Origin of the sequence: Microbacterium helvum (assembly GCF_014779795.1) — a bacterium.
In the GTDB taxonomy this organism is placed as follows: Bacteria; Actinomycetota; Actinomycetes; order Actinomycetales; family Microbacteriaceae; genus Microbacterium; species Microbacterium helvum.
The window spans coordinates 284,621-308,911 of record NZ_JACXZS010000004.1 but is presented as its reverse complement, the minus strand read 5'-3'; the positions used below and the strand labels follow the sequence as shown (position 1 = coordinate 308,911).

Annotated in this window: 19 protein-coding genes, 1 tRNA gene and 1 pseudogene; 10 read left to right on the top strand and 11 right to left on the bottom strand. The window is 71.7% G+C overall.

The window, feature by feature from the left end:
* Positions 1-3: 3 nt before the first annotated feature.
* Positions 4-1,365 carry a phosphotransferase gene (locus IF188_RS08515; protein ID WP_191171344.1) on the bottom strand — a complete coding sequence of 454 codons (1,362 nt, stop codon included), beginning with the start codon at positions 1,363-1,365 and terminating at the stop codon, positions 4-6.
* A gap of 76 nt (positions 1,366-1,441) precedes the next feature.
* Here IF188_RS08515 and nudC point away from each other — a divergent pair, with 76 nt between their 5' ends.
* Positions 1,442-2,356, top strand: a complete 915-nt coding sequence (gene nudC / locus IF188_RS08510; protein ID WP_191171343.1) for an NAD(+) diphosphatase — start codon at positions 1,442-1,444, stop codon at positions 2,354-2,356.
* Positions 2,353-4,128, top strand: a complete 1,776-nt coding sequence (locus tag IF188_RS08505; RefSeq protein WP_191171342.1) for an ATP-dependent helicase — start codon at positions 2,353-2,355, stop codon at positions 4,126-4,128. The genes nudC and IF188_RS08505 overlap by 4 nt, the downstream gene beginning before the upstream one ends.
* Before the next feature lie 769 nt (positions 4,129-4,897).
* On the opposite strand, the gene IF188_RS08500 is transcribed toward IF188_RS08505, so the two are convergent.
* On the bottom strand, positions 4,898-6,337 hold the full coding sequence (locus tag IF188_RS08500; RefSeq protein ID WP_191171341.1) for a zinc-dependent metalloprotease: 1,440 nt from the start codon (positions 6,335-6,337) through the stop codon (positions 4,898-4,900).
* A 147-nt stretch (positions 6,338-6,484) separates the two neighbouring features.
* Here IF188_RS08500 and IF188_RS08495 point away from each other — a divergent pair, with 147 nt between their 5' ends.
* Positions 6,485-7,609, top strand: coding sequence for a YlbL family protein (locus tag IF188_RS08495; protein ID WP_191171340.1), 1,125 nt, complete (start codon positions 6,485-6,487; stop codon positions 7,607-7,609).
* 82 nt (positions 7,610-7,691) lie between these two features.
* Positions 7,692-10,598 (top strand): UPF0182 family membrane protein, encoded by a 2,907-nt coding sequence (locus tag IF188_RS08490; protein WP_191171339.1) that lies wholly within the window; start codon positions 7,692-7,694, stop codon positions 10,596-10,598.
* 89 nt (positions 10,599-10,687) lie between these two features.
* Here IF188_RS08490 and IF188_RS08485 read toward each other — a convergent pair whose 3' ends face one another.
* The 7 genes and pseudogenes from IF188_RS08485 to idi all read right to left on the bottom strand — a co-directional run bounded on the left by IF188_RS08485 (position 10,688) and on the right by idi (position 16,276).
* Positions 10,688-11,581 (bottom strand): prenyltransferase, encoded by an 894-nt coding sequence (locus tag IF188_RS08485; RefSeq protein ID WP_191171338.1) that lies wholly within the window; start codon positions 11,579-11,581, stop codon positions 10,688-10,690.
* Positions 11,578-11,889 carry a lycopene cyclase domain-containing protein gene (locus IF188_RS08480; RefSeq protein ID WP_191171337.1) on the bottom strand — a complete coding sequence of 104 codons (312 nt, stop codon included), beginning with the start codon at positions 11,887-11,889 and terminating at the stop codon, positions 11,578-11,580. Before IF188_RS08480 ends, IF188_RS08485 begins: the two co-directional genes overlap by 4 nt.
* Positions 11,886-12,239 carry a lycopene cyclase domain-containing protein gene (locus IF188_RS08475; RefSeq protein WP_191171336.1) on the bottom strand — a complete coding sequence of 118 codons (354 nt, stop codon included), beginning with the start codon at positions 12,237-12,239 and terminating at the stop codon, positions 11,886-11,888. The genes IF188_RS08480 and IF188_RS08475 overlap by 4 nt, the downstream gene beginning before the upstream one ends.
* Before the next feature lie 3 nt (positions 12,240-12,242).
* A complete protein-coding gene (crtI, locus tag IF188_RS08470) occupies positions 12,243-13,808 on the bottom strand; it encodes a phytoene desaturase family protein (RefSeq protein WP_191171335.1) in 1,566 nt (521 codons plus the stop codon).
* On the bottom strand, positions 13,805-14,683 hold the full coding sequence (locus tag IF188_RS08465; protein WP_318152838.1) for a phytoene/squalene synthase family protein: 879 nt from the start codon (positions 14,681-14,683) through the stop codon (positions 13,805-13,807). Before IF188_RS08465 ends, crtI begins: the two co-directional genes overlap by 4 nt.
* A gap of 289 nt (positions 14,684-14,972) precedes the next feature.
* Positions 14,973-15,728 (bottom strand): annotated as a pseudogene (locus IF188_RS08460) (polyprenyl synthetase family protein); the annotation flags it as partial.
* Positions 15,725-16,276 carry an isopentenyl-diphosphate Delta-isomerase gene (idi, locus tag IF188_RS08455; protein ID WP_191171334.1) on the bottom strand — a complete coding sequence of 184 codons (552 nt, stop codon included), beginning with the start codon at positions 16,274-16,276 and terminating at the stop codon, positions 15,725-15,727. The gene idi and the pseudogene IF188_RS08460, both read right to left, overlap by 4 nt.
* Before the next feature lie 81 nt (positions 16,277-16,357).
* On the opposite strand from idi, the gene IF188_RS08450 reads away from it, so the two are divergent.
* On the top strand, positions 16,358-16,831 hold the full coding sequence (locus tag IF188_RS08450) for a MarR family winged helix-turn-helix transcriptional regulator (protein WP_191171333.1): 474 nt from the start codon (positions 16,358-16,360) through the stop codon (positions 16,829-16,831).
* 83 nt (positions 16,832-16,914) lie between these two features.
* Here the strand turns inward: IF188_RS08450 and IF188_RS08445 are convergent.
* A tRNA-Met gene (locus tag IF188_RS08445) sits at positions 16,915-16,988 on the bottom strand.
* A gap of 91 nt (positions 16,989-17,079) precedes the next feature.
* Here IF188_RS08445 and IF188_RS08440 point away from each other — a divergent pair.
* Complete coding sequence (locus tag IF188_RS08440; protein ID WP_191171332.1) at positions 17,080-17,598, top strand: DUF6328 family protein; 519 nt, start codon at positions 17,080-17,082, stop codon at positions 17,596-17,598.
* A complete protein-coding gene (locus IF188_RS08435) occupies positions 17,595-18,398 on the top strand; it encodes a carbon-nitrogen hydrolase family protein (RefSeq protein ID WP_191171331.1) in 804 nt (267 codons plus the stop codon). The genes IF188_RS08440 and IF188_RS08435 overlap by 4 nt, the downstream gene beginning before the upstream one ends.
* Before the next feature lie 18 nt (positions 18,399-18,416).
* Here IF188_RS08435 and IF188_RS08430 read toward each other — a convergent pair whose 3' ends face one another.
* Positions 18,417-19,616 (bottom strand): aminotransferase class I/II-fold pyridoxal phosphate-dependent enzyme, encoded by a 1,200-nt coding sequence (locus IF188_RS08430; protein WP_191171330.1) that lies wholly within the window; start codon positions 19,614-19,616, stop codon positions 18,417-18,419.
* A gap of 115 nt (positions 19,617-19,731) precedes the next feature.
* Here IF188_RS08430 and IF188_RS08425 point away from each other — a divergent pair, with 115 nt between their 5' ends.
* The 3 genes from IF188_RS08425 to IF188_RS08415 are packed head-to-tail and all read left to right on the top strand — an operon-like array spanning position 19,732 to position 24,288.
* A complete protein-coding gene (locus tag IF188_RS08425; RefSeq protein ID WP_191171329.1) occupies positions 19,732-21,489 on the top strand; it encodes a S1C family serine protease in 1,758 nt (585 codons plus the stop codon).
* A 49-nt stretch (positions 21,490-21,538) separates the two neighbouring features.
* Positions 21,539-22,816 carry a CDP-glycerol glycerophosphotransferase family protein gene (locus IF188_RS08420; protein ID WP_191171328.1) on the top strand — a complete coding sequence of 426 codons (1,278 nt, stop codon included), beginning with the start codon at positions 21,539-21,541 and terminating at the stop codon, positions 22,814-22,816.
* Positions 22,813-24,288, top strand: coding sequence for a CDP-glycerol glycerophosphotransferase family protein (locus IF188_RS08415; RefSeq protein ID WP_191171327.1), 1,476 nt, complete (start codon positions 22,813-22,815; stop codon positions 24,286-24,288). The genes IF188_RS08420 and IF188_RS08415 overlap by 4 nt, the downstream gene beginning before the upstream one ends.
* The last annotated feature ends 3 nt before the right edge of the window (positions 24,289-24,291 follow it).

Here is a 24,291-nt window from a genome sequence, read left to right as displayed (position 1 = left end):
CGCTCAGTCGGTCAGCCACCGGCGCAGCGCGGCCTCTGACGCGCGTTCGGCGTCGGCGGCGGCATCCACTCCGTCTGACGTCGCGGTCCCCGGAAGGACGATCGGCGAGGTCGACACATCGTCGGGGGCCCGGCCTGCGGCGGCGCGATCTGCGGCACCCCCGCCCTCGGGCGGGCGCAGCTCGTCCGAGGGCTCGGTGCCGGCGTCACCACCCGCCGCGTCATCGAAACGTGCGTCGGGATCCTCCGGGTCGCTCACGACGTCAGCCTGACCGCCGGATCCGGTGCCGCCGGATGCCTCATCGTCGGCGACCCACCGTGCCAGCTCTTCGGGGTCGTAAGCGTCGGTGTGCATCGACGTGTCGACGGCCGCCGTCGTCGACCCCGGCATCCGATCGAGCAGGGCGAGCGCGTCGTCGACGCCGAGTGACCCCTCGGCGACGAGGTCGTCGCCCGCCACGCCGGCGGCGAGGGACTCCAGGAGCTCCACGGCATCGGCCACGATGTCGTCACGTGCCTCGTCGTGGCCGTGGATCAGCCACTTCGCGAACTCGAGCTCGGCGTACAGCCGCGCGCGGTCACGGACGCGTGCGTCCGGTGCCCGGCCGCTGCCGGCGGAGTACGCGGCGAAGACGTCGCCCGCGGCGTCGGGTGCAGACGCGAGCCATTGCAGGTCAGTGGCGGGGTCGCCCACCGACAGCCCGTGCCAGTCGAGCAGCCCCGTCACCGTGGGGACGCCGTCGAGATCTTCGAGCAGGAACGCCGCGGTGCCGGCGCCGTCGAGCACCACCGCGGATTCGAAGCGCCACAGCTCGTCGGCGTCGACGGCGCGCCGCCAGCGATCCTGAAGCAGCCGTGGAAGCCGGCGGGTGCCCGCGGCCCGGTCGATCAGCCGCGACACGTCGGTGCGCACCTGCTGCGGCGTCCGCGCCGGCAGCCCCTCGGACTTCACCACCGACGGGGGCAGGGCGTGAACGGCGGCGAGGGCGTCGCCCAGAGAGGTCGCCGCGCCACGGCCGGGAGGAAGGTGGGCGGCGTCGACGCGGTAACCCGACAGGAAGTCGACGACGACGGCCCGGGCGTCCCCGACGGCCGCCTCGCCGAGCAGTTCGGGAGCACGGAACGGCAGCAGGCTGCGCACGCCGGGTGTCAGCGCGCTGAGCGCACGCACCTCGGCGGCGAGCTCGGTCGCGGCGTCCTCGTCCGCGGGCACCCGCACGACGACCCGCCGGCCGTCGTCGAGGGTGGCCACTGCGGCGTCGTACCTGCCGGTCGTCCCCTCCGTGAGCTCGCCGACCCCGACGACCGCCGCCCCCGGAATAGCCGAGGTGACCGACGCGGCTAGAGTGAGGGGTGAGCGTGCCATGTGCCCAGGGTAGGTCGGGCACGCGCGTCAGTCCCCGCGCCACGCCCGGCCCTATCGACGAAGCGGAGCATGCTCGATGACGGCCACAGGCAGCACCGCAGAACCGCCGCTCGCACGCACCGGCGTCGACCGGGCGGCCGAGGAACGCTCGATCCCCGGCGTCGTCGACACCGCGCGAGCGGACGCCGCGACCCGCGTCCTGGTGCTGTCCGGCGATGCCGCGCCGCTCGCCGACGCCGACCGGCTCGACTGGGTGCCGGTCGACGAGGTCCCTGACGGGGCGGAGTGGGCGCTCCTCGGCCGAGACGCCGACGGCGGGGCGCTGCTGGCCGCCGTCTTCGCCGGAAGCGACGACACGCCGTTCGCGGCGCCGGCGGGCTGGGCGGGCCTGCGCAGCGTCGGCGGATCCTTGGACGCCTACGACTCCAGCGCCTTCGTCGAGGCGCTGAGCCTCGGTCGGTGGCTGCTCGACTCCCGGTTCTGCCCCGCGTGCGGCGCCCTCACCGAACTCGGCGACGCAGGCTGGTCCCGCCGGTGCCCGGTGTGCGGACGGCAGCACTTCCCGCGCACGGATCCTGCCGTGATCGTCGCGATCACCAGCGCGAGCGACCCCGACGCGCTGCTGCTCGGCTCCAACGCGCTGTGGGGCGCAGACCGCTTCTCCTGCTTCGCAGGGTTCGTGGAGGCCGGGGAGTCGCTGGAGACGGCGGTGCGACGCGAGGTCGCGGAGGAGTCCGGCATCGATGTCGGAACGGTGTCGTACCGGGGATCGCAGGCCTGGCCGTACCCTCGCTCGCTGATGCTGGGGTTCTTCGCCGAGGCACGCGACGACGCGGCCGCACGCGCCGACGGCGAGGAGATCGCGGCGGTGCGCTGGTTCACACGCGATGAGATCGGCCGCTCGCTCGCTGGAGAGTCCGATGTCGTGCTGCCGGGGCGTGCCTCGATCGCGCACCGCCTGATCGCCGACTGGCATGCGGGGGCGCGATGAGCGGCGGCGCACTCGCCGGCCTGGACGAGCACCAGCTCGAAGCCGTGCGGGCGCTGCGCGGCCCCGTCGTGGTGCTCGCCGGCGCCGGAACGGGAAAGACCCGCGTGATCACGCACCGCATCGCACACGGGGTCGACACCGGCGCGTATTCGCCCGGTCGTGTCATGGCGGTGACATTCACGGCGAAGGCCGCGGGCGAGATGCGCGGGCGTCTGAGGGCGCTCGGAGTCGGCGGGGTGTCGGCGCGCACCTTCCACGCCGCCGCGCTCGCGCAGCTCAACTTCTTCTGGCCGACGCTCGCCGGAGATACGGCGCCGGGGATCGTCGACAACAAGGTGAAGCTGCTCGCGCACGCCGCCGACGGCGTGGGGCTCTCGCCGGACGTCGCGACGCTGCGCGACGTGGCGTCCGAGATCGAGTGGCGCAAAGTCTCGATGCTCAGCATCGACGAGTACGCCGCGGTGCGCCCGAACGGCGTCGGCCGCCTCGGCACCGAGCGTGTCGTCGCCCTGCAGCAGGCGTACGAGCGGCTGAAGGACGAGCGCCGGCAGCTCGACTTCGAAGACGTGCTGCTCGCATGCGCCGGGATGCTGGAGGCCGAGCCGCAGGTCGCGAAGGCGGTGCGCGAGCAGTACCGCCACTTCACGGTCGACGAGTTCCAGGACGTCTCGCCGCTGCAGAACCGCCTGCTGGAGCTGTGGCTGGGTGACCGTCGCGACCTGTGCGTCGTGGGCGACGCCAGCCAGACGATCTACTCGTTCGCGGGGGCCGACGCCGGGTTCCTGCTCGATTTCGACAAGCGCTTCGAGGGCGCCCGCGTCGTGCGGCTGGAGACCAACTACCGATCGGAGCCGGGCGTCCTGGGCGTCGCCAACGAACTGATTCGGGGGCGACCCGGCGCCCTGCACCTGACGCCTGCCGGATTCCGGGAGCAGACGGCGGCGGAAGAGACCATCCCGACGGTCACGGCGTTCGACGACGACCGTGACGAGGCGCGGACCGTGGCCGCCCGCATCGGGGCGCAGATCGCCGCAGGCGCCGATCCGCGCGACATCGCGGTCCTCTACCGGGCGCACGCCCAGTCCGCCGAGCTGGTCGCCGCGCTGTCGGACGCCGGCATCGCGACGACGGTGCTCGGCGGTCGCCGGTTCTTCGACATGCCAGAAGTGCGTCAGGCGGTCATGGAGCTGCGCGCGGCCGCCGTCGCCCCCTTGGAGAGCGGGCTCGTCGACACCGTGCGCGACATCCTGCGCTCGCGCGGGTTGACGGACGATCCGCCCGAGGCAGGAGGGGCGCTCCGCGACGCGTGGGAGGCGCGTGCCGCCCTGCTGCGGCTGGCCGAGGAGGCGCCCGCGGGCACCACGCTGCGCTCGTTCACCGATGAGCTGACGGCGCGCGCGAAGACGCACGATGAGCCCGCGCTGCGGACCGTCACGCTCGCGACGCTGCATGCGGCGAAGGGCCTGGAGTGGGAGCATGTGCATCTCGTCGGCATGGCAGAGGGACTGCTGCCGATCTCGTACGCGACGACCTTCGAGCAGGTCGACGAGGAACGGCGCCTCGCCTACGTGGGCATCACGCGGGCCGGGCGAACGCTGTCGCTGACATGGGCTCGAGGCGTACGGGAGCGGCAGCCGTCCCGCTTCCTGCGAGAGATCGGCAACGGCACTCTGCGTGCGGTCGGTGCGTCCGGACGTCCCGGTGCAGCGAGCCGGAGCGCAGCGCGACCGAGCGCGTCCGCGCGAGTCGACGGTGGGCGCGTTCGTCGATGAGGCGGCCCGCGACCATTCCGGCCTCCCACAGCACCGCCGTGCTCGCTTCGACGGCGCGCCCGATGAGCTGAGCGGCCACTGCCGGCCACGAGGGATCCGCGTCGCGGCGATGAGCGGCCACGCAGGCGAGGCACGCCGTGTCGCCGGGCACGACGAAGGGGCCGATCTCGGCCCCCGACCCCGTCAGCACGACGGGGAGGTGGGGCAGATCGGACGCCATCAGGGCGGCCGAGGCGCCGGGCGGGACGACACGGGGCACGACGAAGACGACGACGTCGGCATCCGCCGCCGGCTGATCGATCGCATCGAACGGATGCCGCACATCGACGTCGACGCCGGAGGCCTCGAGCCCTCTGGCCACACGGTCGCACTGCCGCTCGTCCACCGCGGCGTCGCGGTGCAGCGAGACCGTCCGGCGGAGGACCGCGCCCGTGATCAGCGCGCGGCGTAGTCTCGCCAGCAGTCGTGTCGCCGCCTCGTCCGACGGCGCGCCCAGCGCGCGGGCGAACGGGACGAACGAGCCGTCGGGGACGCCGCGCTCCAGCTCGCGCAGGACACGGAGGTGCCACGGCTGGGGATCGTCGAGCACCGCCACGGCCTCGGCGCCGAACTGCAGGGCGGTGGCGGACCGCCACACTGCCGGGTAGGAGGGATCGAGCCTGAGCATGCCCCGATCCTGCCGGAGCGCTCCCGGACGGTGGTCGTTATCCACAGCCCGCGGAGTGATCGCCGCGCGCAGGCCGCCTGGGGAGGAGCCGCCCCGGGGTCGCTACACCGGCCGGTGGTCGTCGGGGGCGCCGCCGTCGTCGCCCTCCGGGTCGTCGCCCTCGAGTTCGTCGCCGCGTGCCGTTCCCTCCGCCGCCGCTTCGGTGCCCCCTTCGGGGAACTCGCCCGCCAGCAGACGCGCGAGCGCGTCATCCAGCTCGTCCGGCGCCGGCTGCTCGCCGCGTGCACGAGCCTCCAGCCGGGCGACCAGCGCCGCCGGGTCGTCGATGTCGGACGCCGCGGGCATCAGGTCAGGGTAGTCCCACAGGGCATCCCGAGCGGCCGGACCGACGGCATCCGTCACCGCACGCCACATCGCGGCGGCCTCGCGCATGCGACGCGGCCGGATCTCGAGACCGACGAGCGACGCGAGGGCGCGCTCGGCCGGCCCGCCGACCGCGCGCCGGCGTCGGACGGCCTCTGCGATGCGGGGCGCGGAGGGAAGCCGGGACGTCGCATCCTCGGTCACCACCTCGACCCAGCCTTCGATGGTCGCGAGCAGGTTCTCCAGCCGGGCGAGTGCGGCGTTCTGCGCGTCCGAGCGCGGCGGCAGCAGCGCGCCGCTCTCCAGCGCGGCGCGCAGCTCCTCGGGCTGCGACGGATCGAAGCGCGAGGCCATGTCTTCGAGCATGTCCGTGTCGACGTGGACGCCGCGCGCGAAGTCGGTCACCTGCGAGATGACGTGCAGGCGCAGCCAGCGGGCGTGGCGGAACAGGCGCGCATGGGCGAGCTCGCGCGTCGCGATGTACAGCGCGAGCTGGTCCTCGGGCACCTCGAGGTCGCGGCCGAAGTCGGCGAAGTTCTGCGGCAGGATGACGGCCTGGCCGTCGGGCATCAGCGGGATGCCGACGTCGCCGCCGCTCACGACCTCCTTCGAGAGGCTGCCGATGACCTGCCCGAGCTGCGTGGCGAACAGCGAGCCGCCGATCGTCCGCATGAGGCGCCCCGCGCCCTGAACGAGCTCCTGCATGTCTTCGGGCGTCTGCTCGCTGAGCGCCGTCGTGAGCGCATCGGCGATGCTCGTCGCGACGGGCTCGGCGAGCTCCTGCCACACCGGAAGCGTCGCCTCGACCCACGAGCCGCGGGTGATCACGGTCGGGGGAGTCGCCAGCTCGGAGATGCCGGTCGCCTCGCTCAGCCACAGGGTCGCCAGCGCGAACGCCTGATCGAGGTCGGTGCGCTGTCCGGCGGTGACGCCCAGTCCCTCCTGGTTGGCGATGTGGAGGGCTTGGCGCTTGGCCATGTCCCACGACACGCCGCTGTCGCCGGAGTTCGCGAACACGCCCTGCAGCTGGCGCATGATCTGCTGCATCATCGCGGGGTCGATGTCCATGCCCGAGATCCGCGAGAGCTGCTCGGGATCGATGCCGCCCGCGCCGCCCCCGAAGAGCTGCCGCATGAGCTCTTGGAAGTCGTCCTCAGGACTGCGGTCGTCGTCTGCCACTTCAGCCGCCTTTCAGCCGGTCGATGACGTTGCGTTCTACGCTAGTCGCAGCATCCGTCGCACTCCCCGGCCGAGACCTTCCAACCCTTACGCCGGTCGCGAACGACCAGGCACTCCGCAATGCGGCACGGAAGAGAGAGGTCCCGCGTGGCCCTGTTCGACGAGGACACCACCATCCAGCGCGCACCGCGCGAGCCGATGTCGCGCCGTACGATCGCGGGCATCTGGGCTCTCGTGGTGGCGATGGTGATCCTGCTCGTCATCACCTTCCTGCCGACCTCTTACGTGGTCCAGCAGCCCGGGCCGGTGTACAACACCCTCGGAACCGCGCTGAACTCCGACGGCGAGGAGGTGCCGCTCATCTCGGTGGACGGTGCCGAGACCTACCCGACCGAGGGGACGCTGGACCTGCTCACGGTGCAGGTGCAGGGCAACCGCGAGCACACCCCGTCCTGGTTCGAGCTGGCGATGGCGTGGTTCGACCCCAGCAAGGCGGTGCTGCCGATCGATGCGGTCTTCCCGGCCGGTCAGACCACCGAGCAGCGCAATGAGGAGAGCGCGGCGATGATGGTCGACTCCCAGCAGGAGGCGACTGCCGCGGCGCTCACAGAGCTCGGCTACGACGTCGGCGCGACGCTCTCGGTGCACTCGGTCGTCGAGGGAGCCGCCGCCGAGGGCGTGCTCGAAGAGGGCGACCTGATCCTCAGCGCGGACGGCCAGACGGTCACGGACGCGAACGCGCTCCGCAAGGTCATCAACGACGGCGGCGGCGCTCCCGTCGAACTGGTGATCGAACGCGACGGCGCGCAGCAGACCGTGTCGATCACGCCGAAGGAGTCCACCGCCGACGGCGAGACGACGTGGCTGATCGGCGTGACCCTCATCACCGACTACGACTTCCCGATCGACGTGACGATCCAGCTGAACAACGTGGGCGGCCCCAGCGCCGGCATGATGTTCGCGCTCGGCATCATCGACACGCTGACACCCGGCGAGCTCAACGGCGGCGAGCAGGTCGCCGGCACCGGCACCATCACGGCGGACGGCGCGGTGGGTCCGATCGGCGGCATCCGTCAGAAGATGTGGGGAGCTCTGGATGCCGGAGCCGACTGGTTCCTGGCGCCGGACTCGAACTGCGACGAGGTGGTGGGTCACATCCCCGGTGATCTGCGCGTCTTCTCGGTGAAGACGCTGGATGACTCGCTGAAGGTGCTGCAGGCGATCAGCGATGGTGGAGACCTCGACGCCCTGCCGACCTGCACGGCCCGCTGAGACCGCGCGCCCCGCGGAATTCTGGGGGTTCGCCCAGCGCGGACAAAGCATCGGCCGAGAGCTGCCCGCCTAGGATGGGACGGTGACCACGACCTCAGCGCCGACCCCGGCCACACCGTCCCGCACCCGACGCGTCATCGCCATCACCCTGGTGGTCATCGCTGCGCTCGTGGTGGCATTCTTCGTGTTCGCCAGCCTGTACGCGGACTGGCTCTGGTTCGATCAGCTCGGCTTCCAGTCGGTGCTGACGACCCAGTGGATCGCCCGGGTCGTGATGTTCCTGGTCGGCTTCCTCGGCATGGCGGTCCCGGTGTGGCTGTCGATCCAGCTCGCCTACCGCCTGCGCCCCGTGTACGCGCGGCTGAGCTCGCAGCTCGACCGCTATCAGGAGGTCGTCGAGCCGCTGCGCCGCCTCGCGATGTGGGGCATCCCGATCTTCTTCGGCTTCTTCGCCGGATTCGCGGCGTCGGCCCAGTGGGAGACCACGTGGCTGTGGTTCAACGGGGTGAAGACGGAGGTCACCGACCCGCAGTTCCACCTCGACACCGGCTTCTACATGTTCGCGCTGCCGTTCTGGACGTCGCTGGTCGGTTTCATGTCCGCCGTCCTGCTGGTGTGCCTGCTGGTCACCGCCCTCGTGTCGTACCTGTACGGCGCGGTGCGCATCGGTCAGCGAGAGCTGCGCATCTCGAAGTCGGCCCGCATCCAGCTCGCCGTGATCGCCGGGCTGTACTTGCTCGTGCAGGGCGTGAGCCTCTGGCTCGACCGCTACCGCACGCTCGTCGAATCCGGTGCGGACGGTCGCATCACGGGCCCCGGGTACACCGGGGTGAACGCGATCATCCCCGGCCAGACGATCCTCGCGTTCGCGGCCGTGATCGTCGCGATCCTGTTCTTCATCACGGCCATCATCGGCCGCTGGCGCTATCCGCTGGTGGCGACCGCGCTGCTGGTCGTCTCGGCCATCGTGCTCGGTGTCGGCTACCCGTGGGTCGTCAACACGTTCAACGTCCAGCCGAACCGCTTCTCGCTGGAGCAGGACTACTACCAGCGCAACGTCGACATGACGAAGACGGCGTACGGCATCGACGGGCTCGACAAGCAGGACTTCGAGGCCGTCACGGATGTCGAGGCCGGGCAGCTGCGCGAAGACGCGGGCACGACCGCGCAGATCCGCGTGATGGACCCCGCGATCGTGTCGCCGACGGTGCGCCAGCTCGAGCAGTACCGCTCGTACTATCAGTTCGCCGATCCGCTCGACGTGGACCGGTACGACATCGACGGGACTTCGCAGGACACCGTCGTGTCGGTGCGCGAGCTCAACCTCGAGCAGCTGGGCAACGCGAACGACTGGCAGAACAGCGCCGTCGTGTACACGCACGGCTACGGAATCGTCGCTGCCAAGGGCAACGACCGCACGGGCGACGGCAATCCGGTGTTCCTCGAGCGCGGCATCCCGGCGACGGGCTTCCTGTCGGACGAAGAGGACTTCCAGCCGCGCGTCTACTTCGGCGAGTACTCGCCCACGTACTCGATCGTCGGTGCGCCGAAGGATTCCGAGCCGATCGAGCTCGACTACCCCTCGGGTCAGGACGAGACGTCTAACGAGACGAAGACGACCTTCGAGGGCGACGGCGGCCCCAGCCTGGGCAATGTGTTCAACCGCCTGATCTACGCCCTGAAGTTCCAGGCCGAGCAGATCCTGTTCTCGGACTACGTCAATGAGGATTCGCAGATCCTGTACGACCGCGACCCGCGCCAGCGTGTGCAGAAGGTGGCGCCGTACCTGACGCTCGACAACGACCCGTACCCCTCGGTGGTCGACGGGCGTATCGTCTGGATCGTCGACGGCTACACCCTGAGCGCGAACTACCCGTACTCGTCGACGGTGAGTCTGACCTCGGCGATCTCGGACTCCAGCAACCCGGCGCCGCGGTTCGCGCTGGACGACATCAACTACATCCGCAACTCGGTCAAGGCCACCGTCGACGCCTACGACGGCAAGGTCACCCTGTACGCGTGGGACGACGAGGACCCGGTGCTGCAGTCGTGGCAGAAGGTCTACCCGTCCACGCTCAAGCCGATCAGCGACATGTCCGCCGAGCTGATGAGCCACGTCCGCTACCCGACGGATCTGTTCAAGGTCCAGCGCACGATCCTCGGCGTCTACCACGTCGACGATGCTCGCTCGTTCTACCAGAGCGACAACCGCTGGAAGACGCCGAACGACCCGCAGGCCGACACGCAGCTGCAGCCGCCGTACTACCTGACGATGCAGATGCCGGGGCAGACCGCTCCGACATACTCGATGTTCACGTCGTTCATCCCCTCCGGCGAGGGCAGGAACGTGCTCATGGGCTACCTCGCGGTGGATTCGAACGCCGGAAGCGAGGCAGGCAAGAAGAGCGACGACTACGGCAAGCTCAGGATGCTGGAGATCAGCGCCGATACGACGGTGCCCGGTCCCGGCCAGGTGCAGAACAACTTCGACGCCCAGCCCGAGGTGTCGTCGTTCGTCAACCTGCTCAAACAGGGTGACTCGAACGTGCTGAAGGGCAATCTGCTGACCCTTCCGGTCGGCGGCGGCCTGCTGTACGTGCAGCCGGTCTTCGTGCAGTCCTCGGGCGCGACGAGCTTCCCGTCGCTGCAGAAGGTGCTGGTCTCGTTCGGCAACGAGGTGGCCTTCGAAGACACGCTGAACGAGGCGCTCGACGTGCTGTTCGGCGGCGACTCGGGAGCCGACGCCGGTGACACCGACGTTCCGACCGAGCCGACGCCGACTCCGTCGCCGGAGCCCACCACGCCGGAGGAGCCCACGACGCCGGAGGAGCCCACGGACGAGTATCAGCAGGCGCTGCAGGATGCGAACCAGGCGCTGCTGGACCGTGAGGCCGCGCTGCAGAAGGGCGACTGGACCGCGTACGGCGAGGCGGACGCGCGCCTGACGGAAGCGATCCGCACGCTCATCCAGCTGGGCGAGCAGCAGTAGCGCTGCTGCGCTCGACAGGGCCGCTCGTCCTCGGACGGGCGGCCCTTCGGCCTGTGTGCCCGGAGAGCCCGTGCGGCCGGAGGGGCGGGTCAGGCGGTGAGCGCGGCGTACCAGATGAGCAGCAGTGTCACCGCGAAGCCCGAGAACTGGTTGAGCCACAGGAAACGCCGCCAGCCGGCCGTCGCGGCGGCGGCGTCGCGGTCGGCGATCGACCGGTACGGCCAGATCGTCACGAGGTAGGGCACCGCGAGCACCGCGGCGAGCGGCCCGGGCCATGCGGTGACGAGCATCACCGCGCCCGCGGCGGCGTAGCACCCGAGCGCGAAGCGCACGGTCCACCGTGCCCCGCGGACGGTGGCGATCGAGGCGATGCCGGCCTCGCGATCCGCGACGACGTCCTGCACGGCCCCGAACGCGTGCGAGGCGACGCCCCACAGCGCGAAGGCGACGATGATCATCGCGAGCTGCCACGTCCACACCGCGCCCGCGAGCACGAGTCCGTACACCGCGGGAGAGAAGAAGTGGATGCTGCTGGTGACCGAGTCCAGGAACGGCCGCTCCTTCAGCCGCAGCGGGGGAGCGCTGTAGAACACGACGAAGAAGAGGCTGGCCGCGAGGACCGCCCACGACGCCGCACTGCCGGCCACGACCAGGAAGACGACGAAGGGCGCGCACAGCACCCCTGCTGACACGAGGGTGATGCGGTGCAGCCGCCGGTCGAGGACGGCCCCGTGTGCACCGCCCTTGCGCGGGTTGCGCAGGTCGGACTCGTAGTCGAAGACGTCGTTGATCCCGTACATCGCCAGGTTGTAGGGGATCAGGAAGAACAGCGTGCCCACGACGAGGATCGCGTCGATCTCGCGGACCGTCATGAGGTAGGCGGCGGCGAACGGGTACGCGGTGTTGATCCAGCTCACCGGCCGTGACGACACCACGAGTCGTCGCGCCACGAGTCCCGCGCTCAGGGGCTCCGCGACCGTCATGCCTCGGCCTCCTGCCTGGGCGCGACGAGCGTGAACACTGCGGGCACGAGGAATGCCGCGCACAGCGGATACGCGAAGTCCTCGATCGGCGCGAGTCCGATCCGCACGCCCGAGATGAGCTCTTCGGGGTAGGTGAACAGGCCCAGCGCGATCATCACGTTGTCGAAGACCGCGGTGAGGATGATCAGGATGCCGGCGGCCGTCGCCGACGACGCCATCCGGCCTGAGAACGCGGGGCGTCGCGCGGTCAGCAGCACCGCGACCGCGGTCGCCGCGAGGAACGGCGCGAGCACCAGGAGGTAGGTCATGGGCGTGCCTCCGACCGCGGCGTGACGGCATCCGCTCGCCTCCGGACGAGCACGCGGCGCGAGCCCTCCCATGCGACCAGCGCGAGGTAGCAGAGGAAGGCGAGGAACACCGGCTCCTCGACGGGCAGGTGCGGTGCGAGGTCGACACCGAGCAGCAGCGGGCTCTCGCCCTTCACGAAGACGCCCGCGGCGATGCCGACGAGGTCGCAGGCGAGCAGGACCGCCGTGCCGACACCGACGGCGACGGCCGTGCGTCCCGGCGCCGCCCAGGCGGCCAGGCGCAGCCGCCGGTCGACGAGCGCCACGCCGGCGGCGCTCAGCACGATCGCGAGAAGGTAGACCCCAGGCATGACTCACACCCTCGCACGTTCGGCGAGTGGGCCGGGCGACCGGTCGCCGCGCGAGCGCTTGAGGACGAGCTCGGCGGAGATGAGACACATCGGCAGCCCGATCCCCGGCAGCGTCGACGCACCGACGTAGGCGAGTCCGTCCACCTTGCGCGATGCATTGCGCGGGCGGAACATCGCGCTCTGCCGCAGCGTGTGCGCGAGGCCGAGCGCGTTGCCGCGCCATGCGCCGAAGTCGTCGGCGAAATCGCCCGGCGCCACCGTCCGGCGCACGACGACGCGCCGGGCGAGGTCGGGGATGGCGCACCACTGCGACAGCTGCGCGATGACGCGGTCCGCGGCCGACTCGACGGCCGCGTCGCCCTGGCCGTCGATGCCGCCCCGTCCGAGCTCGGGGTCGGCGGGGACCGGCACCAGCACGAACAGGTTCTCGTGCCCCGTGGGCGCGACGCCGGGATCGGTGGCGCTCGGCCGGCACACGTACAGCGACGCCGGGTCGGGGATCCGCGGGTGCCGGCCGAAGATGTCGTCGAAGCCCGCCCGCCATTCCCGCGTGAACAGCAGCGTGTGGTGCGCGAGCTGGGGGAGCGGACCCTGCACGCCCAGCATCAGCAGCAGCGCGCCCGGGCTCGGGGTGCGCGATCGCCACCATCGCTCGGGATAGGTCTGCAGCTCGTCCGGCACCAGCGTCGTCTCGGTCGCGTGCAGATCCGCGCCCGAGACGACCAGATCCGCCGCGACCCGGCCGCCGTCCGCCAGCTCGACGCCGGTCGCCCGGCCCGCGTCGGTGAGGATCGCCGACACCCTCGCGCCGGTGCGGATGCGGACGCCGGATGCCTCGGCCAGCCGTGTCACGGCACGGATGATCTCGGTGAATCCGCCGCGCGGGTACAGCACGTGCTCGTCGAGATCGAGGTGGCTCATGAGGTGGTAGAGACTCGGCACGCCGTACGGCGAGCCGCCGAGGAAGACGGCGGGGTACTCCAGGATCTGCTGCAGCCGCGGATCGGCGAACCTGCTCTCGACGTGGCGCGCCAGCGTGCGGGTGAGCAGCGGGGCCAATCGCGGCGCCCTCCGCAGCAGGTCAGGGTCACGAAGGCCGGCCGTCGTCTCGTAGGTGTCGTAGAGGAATCGCGTGACGGCGAGATCGTACGCGTCGGCGGCAGAATCGAGGTAGGCGTCCAGCCGGGCGCCGGCTCCGGCCTCGACGCTCTCGAACAGCGCCGTCGCCTCGGCGCGACCCGAGCGCACATCGAGCGGGGCGAGACCCGTCGCCGGGTCCGAGTACACGCGGTACGCGGGGTCGAGGGGAACGAGGTCGAGCTCGCGCGCGGCCGAGGTGCCGAGCAGCGCGAAGAAGTGATCGAACACCTCCGGCATCAGATACCAGCTCGGTCCGGTGTCGAAACGGAAGCCGTCGTGCTCCCACGAGCCGGCACGCCCTCCGAGCTCTTCGCGGGCCTCCAGCAGGGTGACCTCCCAGCCGTCCTGCGACAGCAGGGCGGCCGTCGCGAGCCCCGCGATCCCGCCTCCGACGACGACCGCGCGACCGACGCCGCGTCGCCCGCTCACGCGCGGGCTCCGCGCGGCGCGAAGCCGAGCATCGCCCGTGCGGCCAGCCGCGCCTTGACGGCGTCGGGCACCCGCACCCGACCGTCGTCGGCCGACGACGTCCGCAGCCGCGAGGCGAGCTCGGCGAACAGATCGTGCGCGGCGGTGACGGCGCGCCGGCAGTCCGCGGGAAGCAGCGGGATCACGCGAGCCGCTGCCGCCAGATCCAGGTCGATGCGATCGAGCACCGCCGCGCGGTCGGCGGGCGAGACGAGATCGAGGTAGTCGCGCCCGAGACGCGCGCGGTCGTCGTGCAGGTCGCGCAGGAAGTTGACGTCCTGGAACGCGGCGCCCAGCCGTCTGGCCCCTTCCGCGAGGTCAGGATCGGGGGATGAGGGATGCCGCGCCCCCGCGTTCACGAAGACGTGCAGGCACATCAGCCCGATGACCTCCGCAGAGCCGTACACGTAGGCGTCGTGCGATGCCGCGTCGTGGCGACTGACCTGCAGATCGGCGCGCATGGACGCGAAGAACGGCTGGATGAGCGGTGCGCCGATGCCGCATTCCCGCGCGGTGCGTGCGAATGCGTGGAGGACGAGGTTGCCGCTGAACCCCTGCGCCACCGCCGACAGGCACTCTTCCTCCAGCCGGTCCAGCAGGGCCATCGCCTCGGCGGCCGTCAGGCCTGCCTCCACCGCCGGGCCGTCGACGACCTCGTCGGCGACGCGCGCCAGCGCGTAGATGTTGCGCACGTGCGGCCGTGGACGCGGGCCGAGCAGCCGGCACGCCAGGCCGAACGACGTCGAGTATCGCGCGATGACGGCGGCCGCGGCATCCATCGCGGTCCGGTCGTACAGGGCGAGGCCGGTGGCGAGCTGCGTGGTGGGAGCGTTCACGGGATCCTTCGTTCGATCTCATCCGCGAGCGCGCGCAGCAGCACGCCCGCCCGCAGCGGGAGTGCGCCATCGTGCGAGCCTGTGCGGACCTCGGCCAGCGTGTCGGCGACCAGGTCGGCCAGACGTTCGCGCGCACCGCTGCCGGCGAGCAGGGCCTGCGCCTCTCGGACGGCGACGGGACCGGTGGCGGCGTGCGCCAGGGCCGCGTCGACGCCGGTCGCCGCCCCGATTCGCGGGCGAGAGCGACCAGGGGCGTCTGCTTGGTCTCTCGCAGATCGGGGCCGCTGTCGCGACCGGTCTGCGCGGCGGTGCCGAACGCGCCGATGAGGTCGTCGACGAGCTGGAAGGCGAGGCCGAGGCGGCCACCGAGGTCCCCGAGCAGGCGGAGCGCGGAGTGATCCGCGTCCGCCAGGAGCGCCCCGGCCTGCAACGGGGCGCGGAACGAGTACACCGCCGTCTTGTGGAACGCGGTCCGCAGTGTCGTCGCGCGCGAGGGCGCGGCGGCCGACACGGCATTCTCGACGTCGGCGAGCTCGCCGGCGGCGGACACCACGATCGCGTCGTCCAGCAGTGCGAGCAGGCGGTCCTTGACGGCAGGGTCGGTGGGGGCCATCGCGACGAGCCGGAACGCCTCGTGCAGGAGCAGGTCTCCGGCCAGGATGGCAGCCGCGTCGCCGAGGGTCACCGCGCCGGCGGCGTCCGCGCCGGACTCGCGGGCACGGATCCGGAACTCGCCCCCGATGTTCGGAACACCCCGGCGCTCGGTGTCGTGGTCGATGACGTCGTCGTGGACGACGAACGCCGTGTGCAGCAGCTCGAAGGCGGCAGCCACCGAGAGGACGGCGGGGCGCTGCGCCTCCGCGCCGCCGAACGCATCGAACGCGGCGACGACCAGGGCGGGGCGAAGCCTCTTTCCGCCGTGGGCGGCCCGGCCGACCGCACCCGCGAGCGCGCCGAAGCCGTCGCCCAGCCCGTCGGCTCGTTCGCGGATGCGCGCGAGAGAGCCGTCGATCGCCGTCGCTACCGCGGGGTCGAGGGCGATCACGATGCCCTCCTGCGGGCGACGGCGCCGCTGAAGAGGCGGAGGCGCTCAGCCTGCAGGACCAGCCAGGGCGAGAACGCCCACGGTGTCGCCTCGAGCGAGACGGCGAGGTCCGCAGGCTCGACCCAGCGGGCGTCGAGCACTTCACGGGGATTGAGGCTCGGCTCGTCGTCGGTGCGGGCGATGTAGACGGGGCAGACTTCGTGTTCCACGATGCCGGCGGCGTCGGTCGCGCGATAGCGGAAGAGCGGCAGCGCCACCCCCAGGTCGTGCAGCGTCAGACCGAGCTCGAGGTCGGCGTGGCGCCTCACCGCCGCCACGACTTGCTCTGCAGGGCGGGGGTGACCGCAGAAGGAGTTGGTCCATACCCCGGGCCAGGTGCGCTTGCCGAGCGCGCGGCGGGTGATGAGAACCTGGCCGCGGTCGTTGACGACATGGCACGAGAAGGCGAGGTGGAGTGCGGTCTCGGCACCGTGGACGGTGGATTTCGGGGCGGTGCCGATCGCCTGGCCGTCGTCGTCCAGCAGCACCACCAGGTCCGTGTCGGTCATGTGGCTCCTCCTCCCAGATTGCTAGCCAAGCTAGCAATATCTTTTGTGCGATGCTACAACGGGTTGGAGGGAACGTCCACGATGTCCGAGAGATGGCTGCCGCAGACGGATCACGAGCACGCGGTGATGCGCGTGCTGACGTCGATCCGCAGCATGAGCGATGCCATGGAGCGCATGCACAGCGGCATGAAGGGCGACATGGACATGAACGCGACGGACGTCGCGGCGCTGCGGCTGCTCATCATCCGCGAGCAGCAGGGGCGTGCCGTGAGCCCCCACGACATCGCCCGGCACCTGCGGATCTCGACCGCGTCCACGACCAAGCTGCTCGACCGGCTGGAGGGATCCGGCCATGTGAGACGACAGCCTCATCCCACCGACCGGCGAGGCAGGGTCGTGGTGCTCACCGACGAGTCCCGGCAGGCGTTCTTCCGCATCTTCGGGGTGCGACTGCGCGCGATGCGCGAGATGGCGCTGACGTACGACGAGAGGGAGCTCGAACTCATCGAGCGGTTCCTGGACGACCTCGGCCGTGCCATGGACCCGCCCGCGTGAACCGGCCGTGATGCGGACCACGCCGGCGGGCGGCGGGAACGAAGAAAGGGCGCCCCGTGCGGGACGCCCTTTCTTCTTTTCTGTTGCGGGGACAGGATTTGAACCTGCGACCTCTGGGTTATGAGCCCAGCGAGCTACCGAGCTGCTCCACCCCGCGGCACAAGGAATAGCCTAGCACGCGTTTTGAGTGGGTCGCGCCACAGGCCGCCTCGCTTGCCGCAGGCGGTCGCGCGCGACAGGATGAACGCATGCCGGACGAGCACCGCGACAACCCTCTGGACGACCGGATGGACGGTCGCGACGAGAGCCCTGCGGAGCGCGCCGACCGCAACTGGAGCGAGGTGCTGCAGGAGCTGCGCGTGCTGCAGACCGGCACGCAGATCCTCACCGGCTTCCTCCTGGCACTCGCGTTCCAGCCCGCGTTCGCCGAGGTGACGGGCGCCCAGCGGGACTTCTATCTCGCGCTGATCGTGCTGGCCGCATTGAGCTCGATCGTCGCCCTCGCGCCGGTGGCGCTGCACCGTGTGGTGTTCCGCCAGGGCGTGAAGCCGGCGGTCGTCCGCTACGGCCATGTCGCCCTGATCACGGCGCTGGGCACGGTGTCGGTGCTGATCGTCGGCGTCGTCGCCTTCGTCTTCGATGTCGTCGTCGGCGGGTCCGCGTTCTGGTGGGCCTTCGTCCTCCTCGCCGCCGCCATCGTCGCGCTGTGGCTCGTCGTCCCCGGCATCATCCGCGTCCGCGCCCGTTCGACCGAGAGAGGCCGATGAACGACACCCTCGCCATCGCTGTCGCCCAGTTCGCGCCGACGGCCGATGCCGCCGCCAATCTCGAGGCCGTCGCGCACCTCGTGACGACAGCATCCGCCCGAGGAGCGCGCGTGGTCGTGTTCCCCGAGTACTCCAGCTACTTCGTCGACCCCTTCGACGCGTCCCTCGTCGAGAACGCGCAGGAGCTCGACGGCGCGTTCGTGCGGCGTCTGACCGAGATCGCGCGCGAGCACGACGTCGTCGTCGTCGCGGGGCTGCTGGAACGGGGGAGCGACGGTCGTCGCGTGCGCAACACGGTCGTCGCGGTGGGCGGGGACGGCCTTCTGGCCCACTACCGCAAGCTGCACCTGTACGACGCGTTCGGCCAGCGCGAGTCGGACTGGGTCGAGCCGGGCGAACTCGCGCCGCCTCTGGGGTTCGAGGTCGGCGGCCTGCGATTCGGCCTCATGACCTGCTACGACGTGCGGTTCCCCGAGGTGGCGAGACTGCTCGTCGATGCCGGCGCCGATGTGCTGCTGGTGCCCGCGGAGTGGGTGCGCGGACCCCTCAAAGAGCACCACTGGCGGACGCTGGTGCACGCGCGGGCGATCGAGAACACCGTCTTCGTCGCGGCGGCGGACCACCCGCCGCCGCTGGGCGTGGGCAACTCGCTGGTCGTCGACCCGCAGGGCGTCGAACTCGCCGCGGTCGGCACGGCGACGGATGTGGCGGTGGCGCACCTCGACGTGGGGGCGATCGCGCGCGTCCGCCGCGTCAATCCTGCGCTGCAGCTGCGCCGCTTCCGCGTCGAACCGGCCTGAGCGCGCTCGTGGGGCGGCTCACCTCGCGTTCGAGAGCCGGGATGCCGCCTCTTCGAGCACCTCGACGCGTTTGCATGCCGCGAACCGGACGAGCGTGGCGTACTCGCTGCGGCGCCCGGGTGTCACGAATGCCGTGAGCGGGATGGCGACGACCCCCGCGCGCTCGGGCAGGGCGCGGCAGAAGTCGGCGGCATCCACCGCTCCCAACGGTGCCGCGTCGGCGACCGTGAAATACGAGCCGGCCGGCGTGGAGACGTCGAATCCGGCCGCGCGCAGCCCCTCGCCCAGCAGATCGCGTTTGGCGCGGAGCGTGTCGGCGATGCCGTGGAAGAAGTCGTCCCCCAGACGCAGTCCGGTGGCGATGGCGGGCTGGAACGCGCTGCCGTTGACGTACGTGAGGAACTGCTTGACGGCGAGCACGGCGTCGACGAGGTCGGCCGGCCCGCTGATCCAGCCGATCTTCCAGCCGGTCGTCGAGAACGTCTTGCCGCCGGACGAGATGGTGAGCGTGCGCTCCCACGCGCCGGGGAGCGTGGCGATGGGCACGTGCGGCGTGTCGAAGACGAGGTGCTCGTACACCTCGTCGGTGAGGATCACGACGTCGTGCCGCTCCGCCAGGCGCACCACCTCGCTGCGCACCTCGGCTGAGAACACGGCTCCGGTCGGGTTGTGCGGATCGTTCACGAGGATCACGCGCGTGCGGTCGGTGACCGCGTGGCGCAGCTCGTCGAGATCGGGCTGGAATTCCGGCCGGCGCAGCGGCACCGTCACGAGCCGCGCCCCGGCCAGCGCGACGACCGCCGCATACGAGTCGTAGTACGGCTCGAACACGACGACCTCGTCGTCGGGGCCGTCGATGAGCGCCAGCAGCGCGGCAGCGAGCGCTTCGGTGGCGCCGGCGGTGACGAGCACGTCACGGGCGGGGTCGAGGTGCAGCCCGTAGAACCGCTCCTGATGCTCGACGATCGCCGACAGCAGATCCGGGATGCCGCGACCCGGCGGGTACTGGTTGACCCCGTGCGCGATGGCCGAACGGGCGGCTTCGAGCACCTCTGCGGGGCCGTCTTCATCGGGGAAGCCCTGCCCGAGGTTGATCGCGCCGGTGCGGGCTGCCAGGGCCGACATCTCGGCGAAGATGGTGGGGCGGATCGCTCCGTCTGCACCGACGAGTCCGGCGCCGACGGCGGCGCGGTGCCATGCTCCCGGGATCTGTCGCATCGCTTCACCGTACCGGGCGGGCTCATCCCCGTTGCATAGGCGAGTCCCACTCGCGACATAAGAAACACACAGCATCGATGGGCACAGTGGTGAGTGCTTGGCAGAAGGAGCAACCATGAGCGACATCCAGGGCGACCGCCCGGAAGACCAGACCCCCGCAGTCCCGCCCGTTCCTGCGGCTGAGCCCACCCCGGCGGCGCCGACGCAGCCCGCTGCCGAGGCTGCGGCTCACCAGGAGGCCGCCCCCGCGGCCGCGGCGCCGACACAGCCCGCGCAGCCCGCACAGGCCGTCCCCGCGCAGCCCGCGCCGACGCAGCCGGCACCGCCCGTCGCGCCGGCACCGGCCGCTGCGGCGTCGCTGCCGCCGGTGCCTCCCGTGCCGCCGCAGGCCGTGCCGCAGCCGCAGGCCGCCCCGGCCCCGCAGGCGCAGCCCGTGACTCACACCCAGCCCGTGCCGCCCGCCGGTTACCCGGCGCACGCGCAGGCCTATGCCCGTCCGCAGGGCTACGCCGGTCAGCCGGCGGCCTACCCGCAGTCCTACGCGGGCCAGCCCGCACCGGGCACCCCCGGAGCATCGTTCGGTGCGGCCGCGACGGCCGACTCGCAGCCGACGCTGCCCATCGGCGGCGCCACGGGCACCGCACCGGCGGCGACCACCGCGCCCGCGCCGAAGAAGCCCTCCGGTGCCGGCAAGGTCGTCGGCCTCATCGTCGCCGCAGCGATCGTCGGCGGCGCGGCGGGTCTCGGCGGAGCCTATGCGGGCGTCAACTGGTTCGCACCCGCGACCTCGTCCACGGCGTCCGCGAGCCCGCAGACCGTCGTCGTCAACGACAGCGACCGCGTGAACCAGACCACGGGCATCGCCGCGAAGGTCGTGCCGAGCGTCGTGACCATCGAGGCCACGAGCTCGTCCGCCGCCGGAACCGGCTCGGGCGTCGTCCTCACCGAGGACGGCTACATCGCGACGAACACGCACGTGGTGACGCTCGACGGCGCGACCGCCGATGCGACGATCCGCGTGACGACGTCCGACGGCAAGGTGTACGACGCCGAGGTGGTCGGCACCGACCCGACGTACGACCTCGCCGTCATCAAGCTGAAGGACGCCTCCGACCTGACCCCGATCGAGTTCGGCGACTCGGGCAAGCTCAACGTCGGCGACACGACGGTCGCGGTCGGCGCTCCGCTGGGCCTGGCGAACTCGGTGACCGAGGGCATCGTGAGCGCGCTCAACCGCTCGATCTCGATCGCCTCGTCGGCGGCCCCGGAGGGCGGCGACCAGTCGCAGCAGGACCAGAACGGGCAGGAGGCGCCGTTCCAGTTCGACTTCGGACAGGGTCAGAACCAGCAGCAGTCGGCCACCGATTCGATCTCCATCGCGGTCATCCAGACCGACGCGGCGATCAACCCGGGCAACTCGGGCGGCGCGCTGGTCGACGCGGACGGCAAGCTCATCGGCATCAACGTGGCCATCGCGACCGCGGGCGGATCGTCGGCCGACGGCTCGGGCTCGATCGGCGTGGGCTTCTCGATCCCGTCCGACATCGTCAAGCGCATCACCGACGAGATCATCGAGAACGGCGAGGCGACGCACGGGCTCCTCGGCGCGAGCGTCCGTGCCGCGGCGTCGGTCGACGGCGCCACGATCACGGGGGCCTACATCGCGCAGGTGAGCGACGGCGGCGCCGCGGCTGCGGCGGGCCTGCAGGAGGGCGACATCGTCACCTCCTTCAACGGCGTGCCGGTCACCGACGCGACCGACCTCACCGCCCAGGTGCGGGCGGCGGCCGCCGGCAGCAAGGCCGAGCTCACCTACGTGCGCGACGGCAAGGCGCAGACCGTCGAGGTCACGCTCGGGACGCTCGAGCAGTAATCCACAACCCCTCAGGGACGCCGTCGTGCGAGCAGGATAGGCTCGCACGATGGCGTCCTTCTCGTTCGGCGCGGGGAATGCCCGAAAGCTCGCGACGATCCCGCTGTATGCCGCCGGGCGCATCCTCACCCTCATCGTGCCGCGATCGCGCGATGAGTGGGTGTTCGGCTGCGCGGTGGGCATCGCCGACGGCGCACTCGCGCTGTGGAACGCTGCGGCCCCGGACGCCCCCCGTGCCGTGTGGCTGGTGGCGTCCGACCGTGAGGCTCGGGATGCCGCGGCCCGAGGCATCCCGTCCGTCCGCAAGGACTCGTGGCGCGGGCTGTGGCGCACGGCGCGGGCCCGCGTGGTCGTCGTGACCCACGGGTTCGGCGACGTGAACCGCTACGCGGTGACCGGCGCCTTCGTCGTGCAGCTGTGGCACGGCATTCCGCTCAAGCGCATCGGCCTGGACTCGCCCGAGACGCTGCGCGTCCCCGGCGTCCTGGCGCGGACGCCGCTGGGTGGTCCGGCGCGCGCTCTGCTGCGGGTGATGTACCGGGCGGCGGCGCGGCGCATCCGCGTGCTGCCGGCCGCCTCGCACCTCGTCCGCGGACGACTGGAGTCTGCGTTCGCGCTGCCCGACACGGCCGTCCCCGTCACCGGCGACCCGCGGGTCGACGTGCTGTCGCGGGGCACCGCCGCCGACCGCCGCGTGACGGCACGCGCCGGCATCGCGCTCGCAGTCCCGCGTGCGGATCCGTCGACCCGGTTCGTGCTGTACGCGCCGACCTGGCGCGACGGCGCCGCCGACCCCGCCGTTCCCAGCGCCGACGAGTGGCGCGCCATCGTCGACGTGCTGACCCGGCGCGGTGCGACCCTGCTGGTGCGCTCCCACCCGCTCGGCGCGGGTGAGTACACGCCTCCGTTCGTGACCGACCGGGTGCAGTCGCTGGGCAGCGACCTCGTCGCCGACGTCACGCCGCTGCTGCCGGGGATCGACGCGCTCGTGACCGATTACTCGTCGCTCGCCTTCGACGCCGCGCTGGTGCCTCTTCCGACGCTGTTCCTGGCACCCGACGTGGCGGAGTACGCGCGTCGTCGCGGCTTCTACGGCACGTACCGCGACGTCGCGGGGGATGACTGGTGCGTCGACTGGGCGCAGACGGCGGCCCAGCTGGATGCGGTCCTCGACGACGACGCGGACGAGCGCGTGCGACGCATCGCGCGCGCCCGCGCGCTCAGCACGCGTGTCCACGCGCACCGTGACGGCCGCAACGCCGAGAGGGTGTACGGTGCCATTCTGGCCGCGGCCACCGGCGCCCGCCCGAGGGAAGGAACCCGATGACCCAGGCGCGCTTCACGACCGACGACGGCCCTGCGCTGGAGCTTTCGGGCGACGGCGAACGACCGTCGTCCGTCGAGCTCGTCGGCGCGCGGGCGAGGGTCGCGGCGCGCATCACCGGTCGCGGCAAGACGTGGCGCGCGGTGCTGCCGCTGCGCGCCGCGCGCTGGGGCGGTCCCGAGCTTCCGCTCCCGTCGGGCTCGTACGAGGTGCGGATCGCGCACCCCGCCGCCCCTGGCGCTGGCCCGGCCGAGGGCCGCGGCATCCAGCCGTCCGTCGCCCTGCCGCTCACACAGCTGGGCACGCTGCGTGCGGCGCTGGACGGCGACCGGCTCGAGGTGGGGCCGCCCATCGACCCGGCGTACGACTCGGGCGAGGGGCAGGACGCGCTGGAGCGCCGCTACGCGACCCGGCCGGCCGCCGGCTTCGAGAACGCGGTGTTCTTCGAGAGCTTCTACGGCCGCAATGCGAGCTGCAACCCCCTCGCGATCGACCGCGAGCTCGTGCGCCGCGCGCCGGGCGTGACGCGGTACTGGAGCGTCGTCGATCTCTCCGTCGTCGTCCCGGATGGTGCGATCCCCGTCGTGGAGGGCAGCCCCGAATGGTGGCGTGCCCGGGGCGCGGCGCGGCTGCTCGTGGTCAATGACTGGCTGCGCCGGCGCTTCTCGCGGCGCCGGGGCCAGATCGTCCTGCAGACCTGGCACGGCACGCCCCTCAAGCGCCTCGCGCTGCACCGGCCGGGATTCGATCCGCGCCGCATGGCCGCCGTCGTGCGCGAGTCGCGCCGGTGGAACGTGCTCCTGGCGCAGAACCCGTACGCAGCGCGCATCCTGGGCAAGGCCTACGCGTTCCTCACCCGACCGGTGTGGGTGGAGGGCTACCCGCGAAACGACGTCCTCACGACCGGCGACGGGTCCGCCACGCGTGAGGCGCTCGGCATCCGCGCCGGCGAGCGCGTGCTGCTGTACGCGCCGACGTGGCGCGACGACCGCGACCAGATCGTGGACTTCGTCGACCCGGTGGCGCTCGCCGCCGAGACCGACGCCGTCGTGCTGGTGCGGGGCCACTCCCGCACCCTCCTGCCGGGCCGCGATGCCGAGGGACCGCGGGTGATCGACGTCACCGGCTTCCCCGACACGTCGCTGCTGCTGCTCGCAGCCGACGCGCTCATCACCGACTACTCGTCGGTGATGTTCGACTTCTCGGTGACCGGCAAGCCGATGTACTTCCTGGTGCCCGACATGGAGCACTACCGCGGCGAGTTGCGCGGGTTCTACTTCGACCTGGCGGCGCACGCCCCGGGCCCGGTGGTGCGCACGCAGGACGAGCTCGTGGCAGCCCTCTCCGCCGATGACTCGGCTGACTACGCCGAGCGCTACCGGGAGTGGCAGGCGAGGTTCAATGCGCGTGACGACGGTCATGCAGCCGAGCGCGTCGTCGCCCGCATCCTCGATCAGGGATTCATCCGCGCCTGAGAC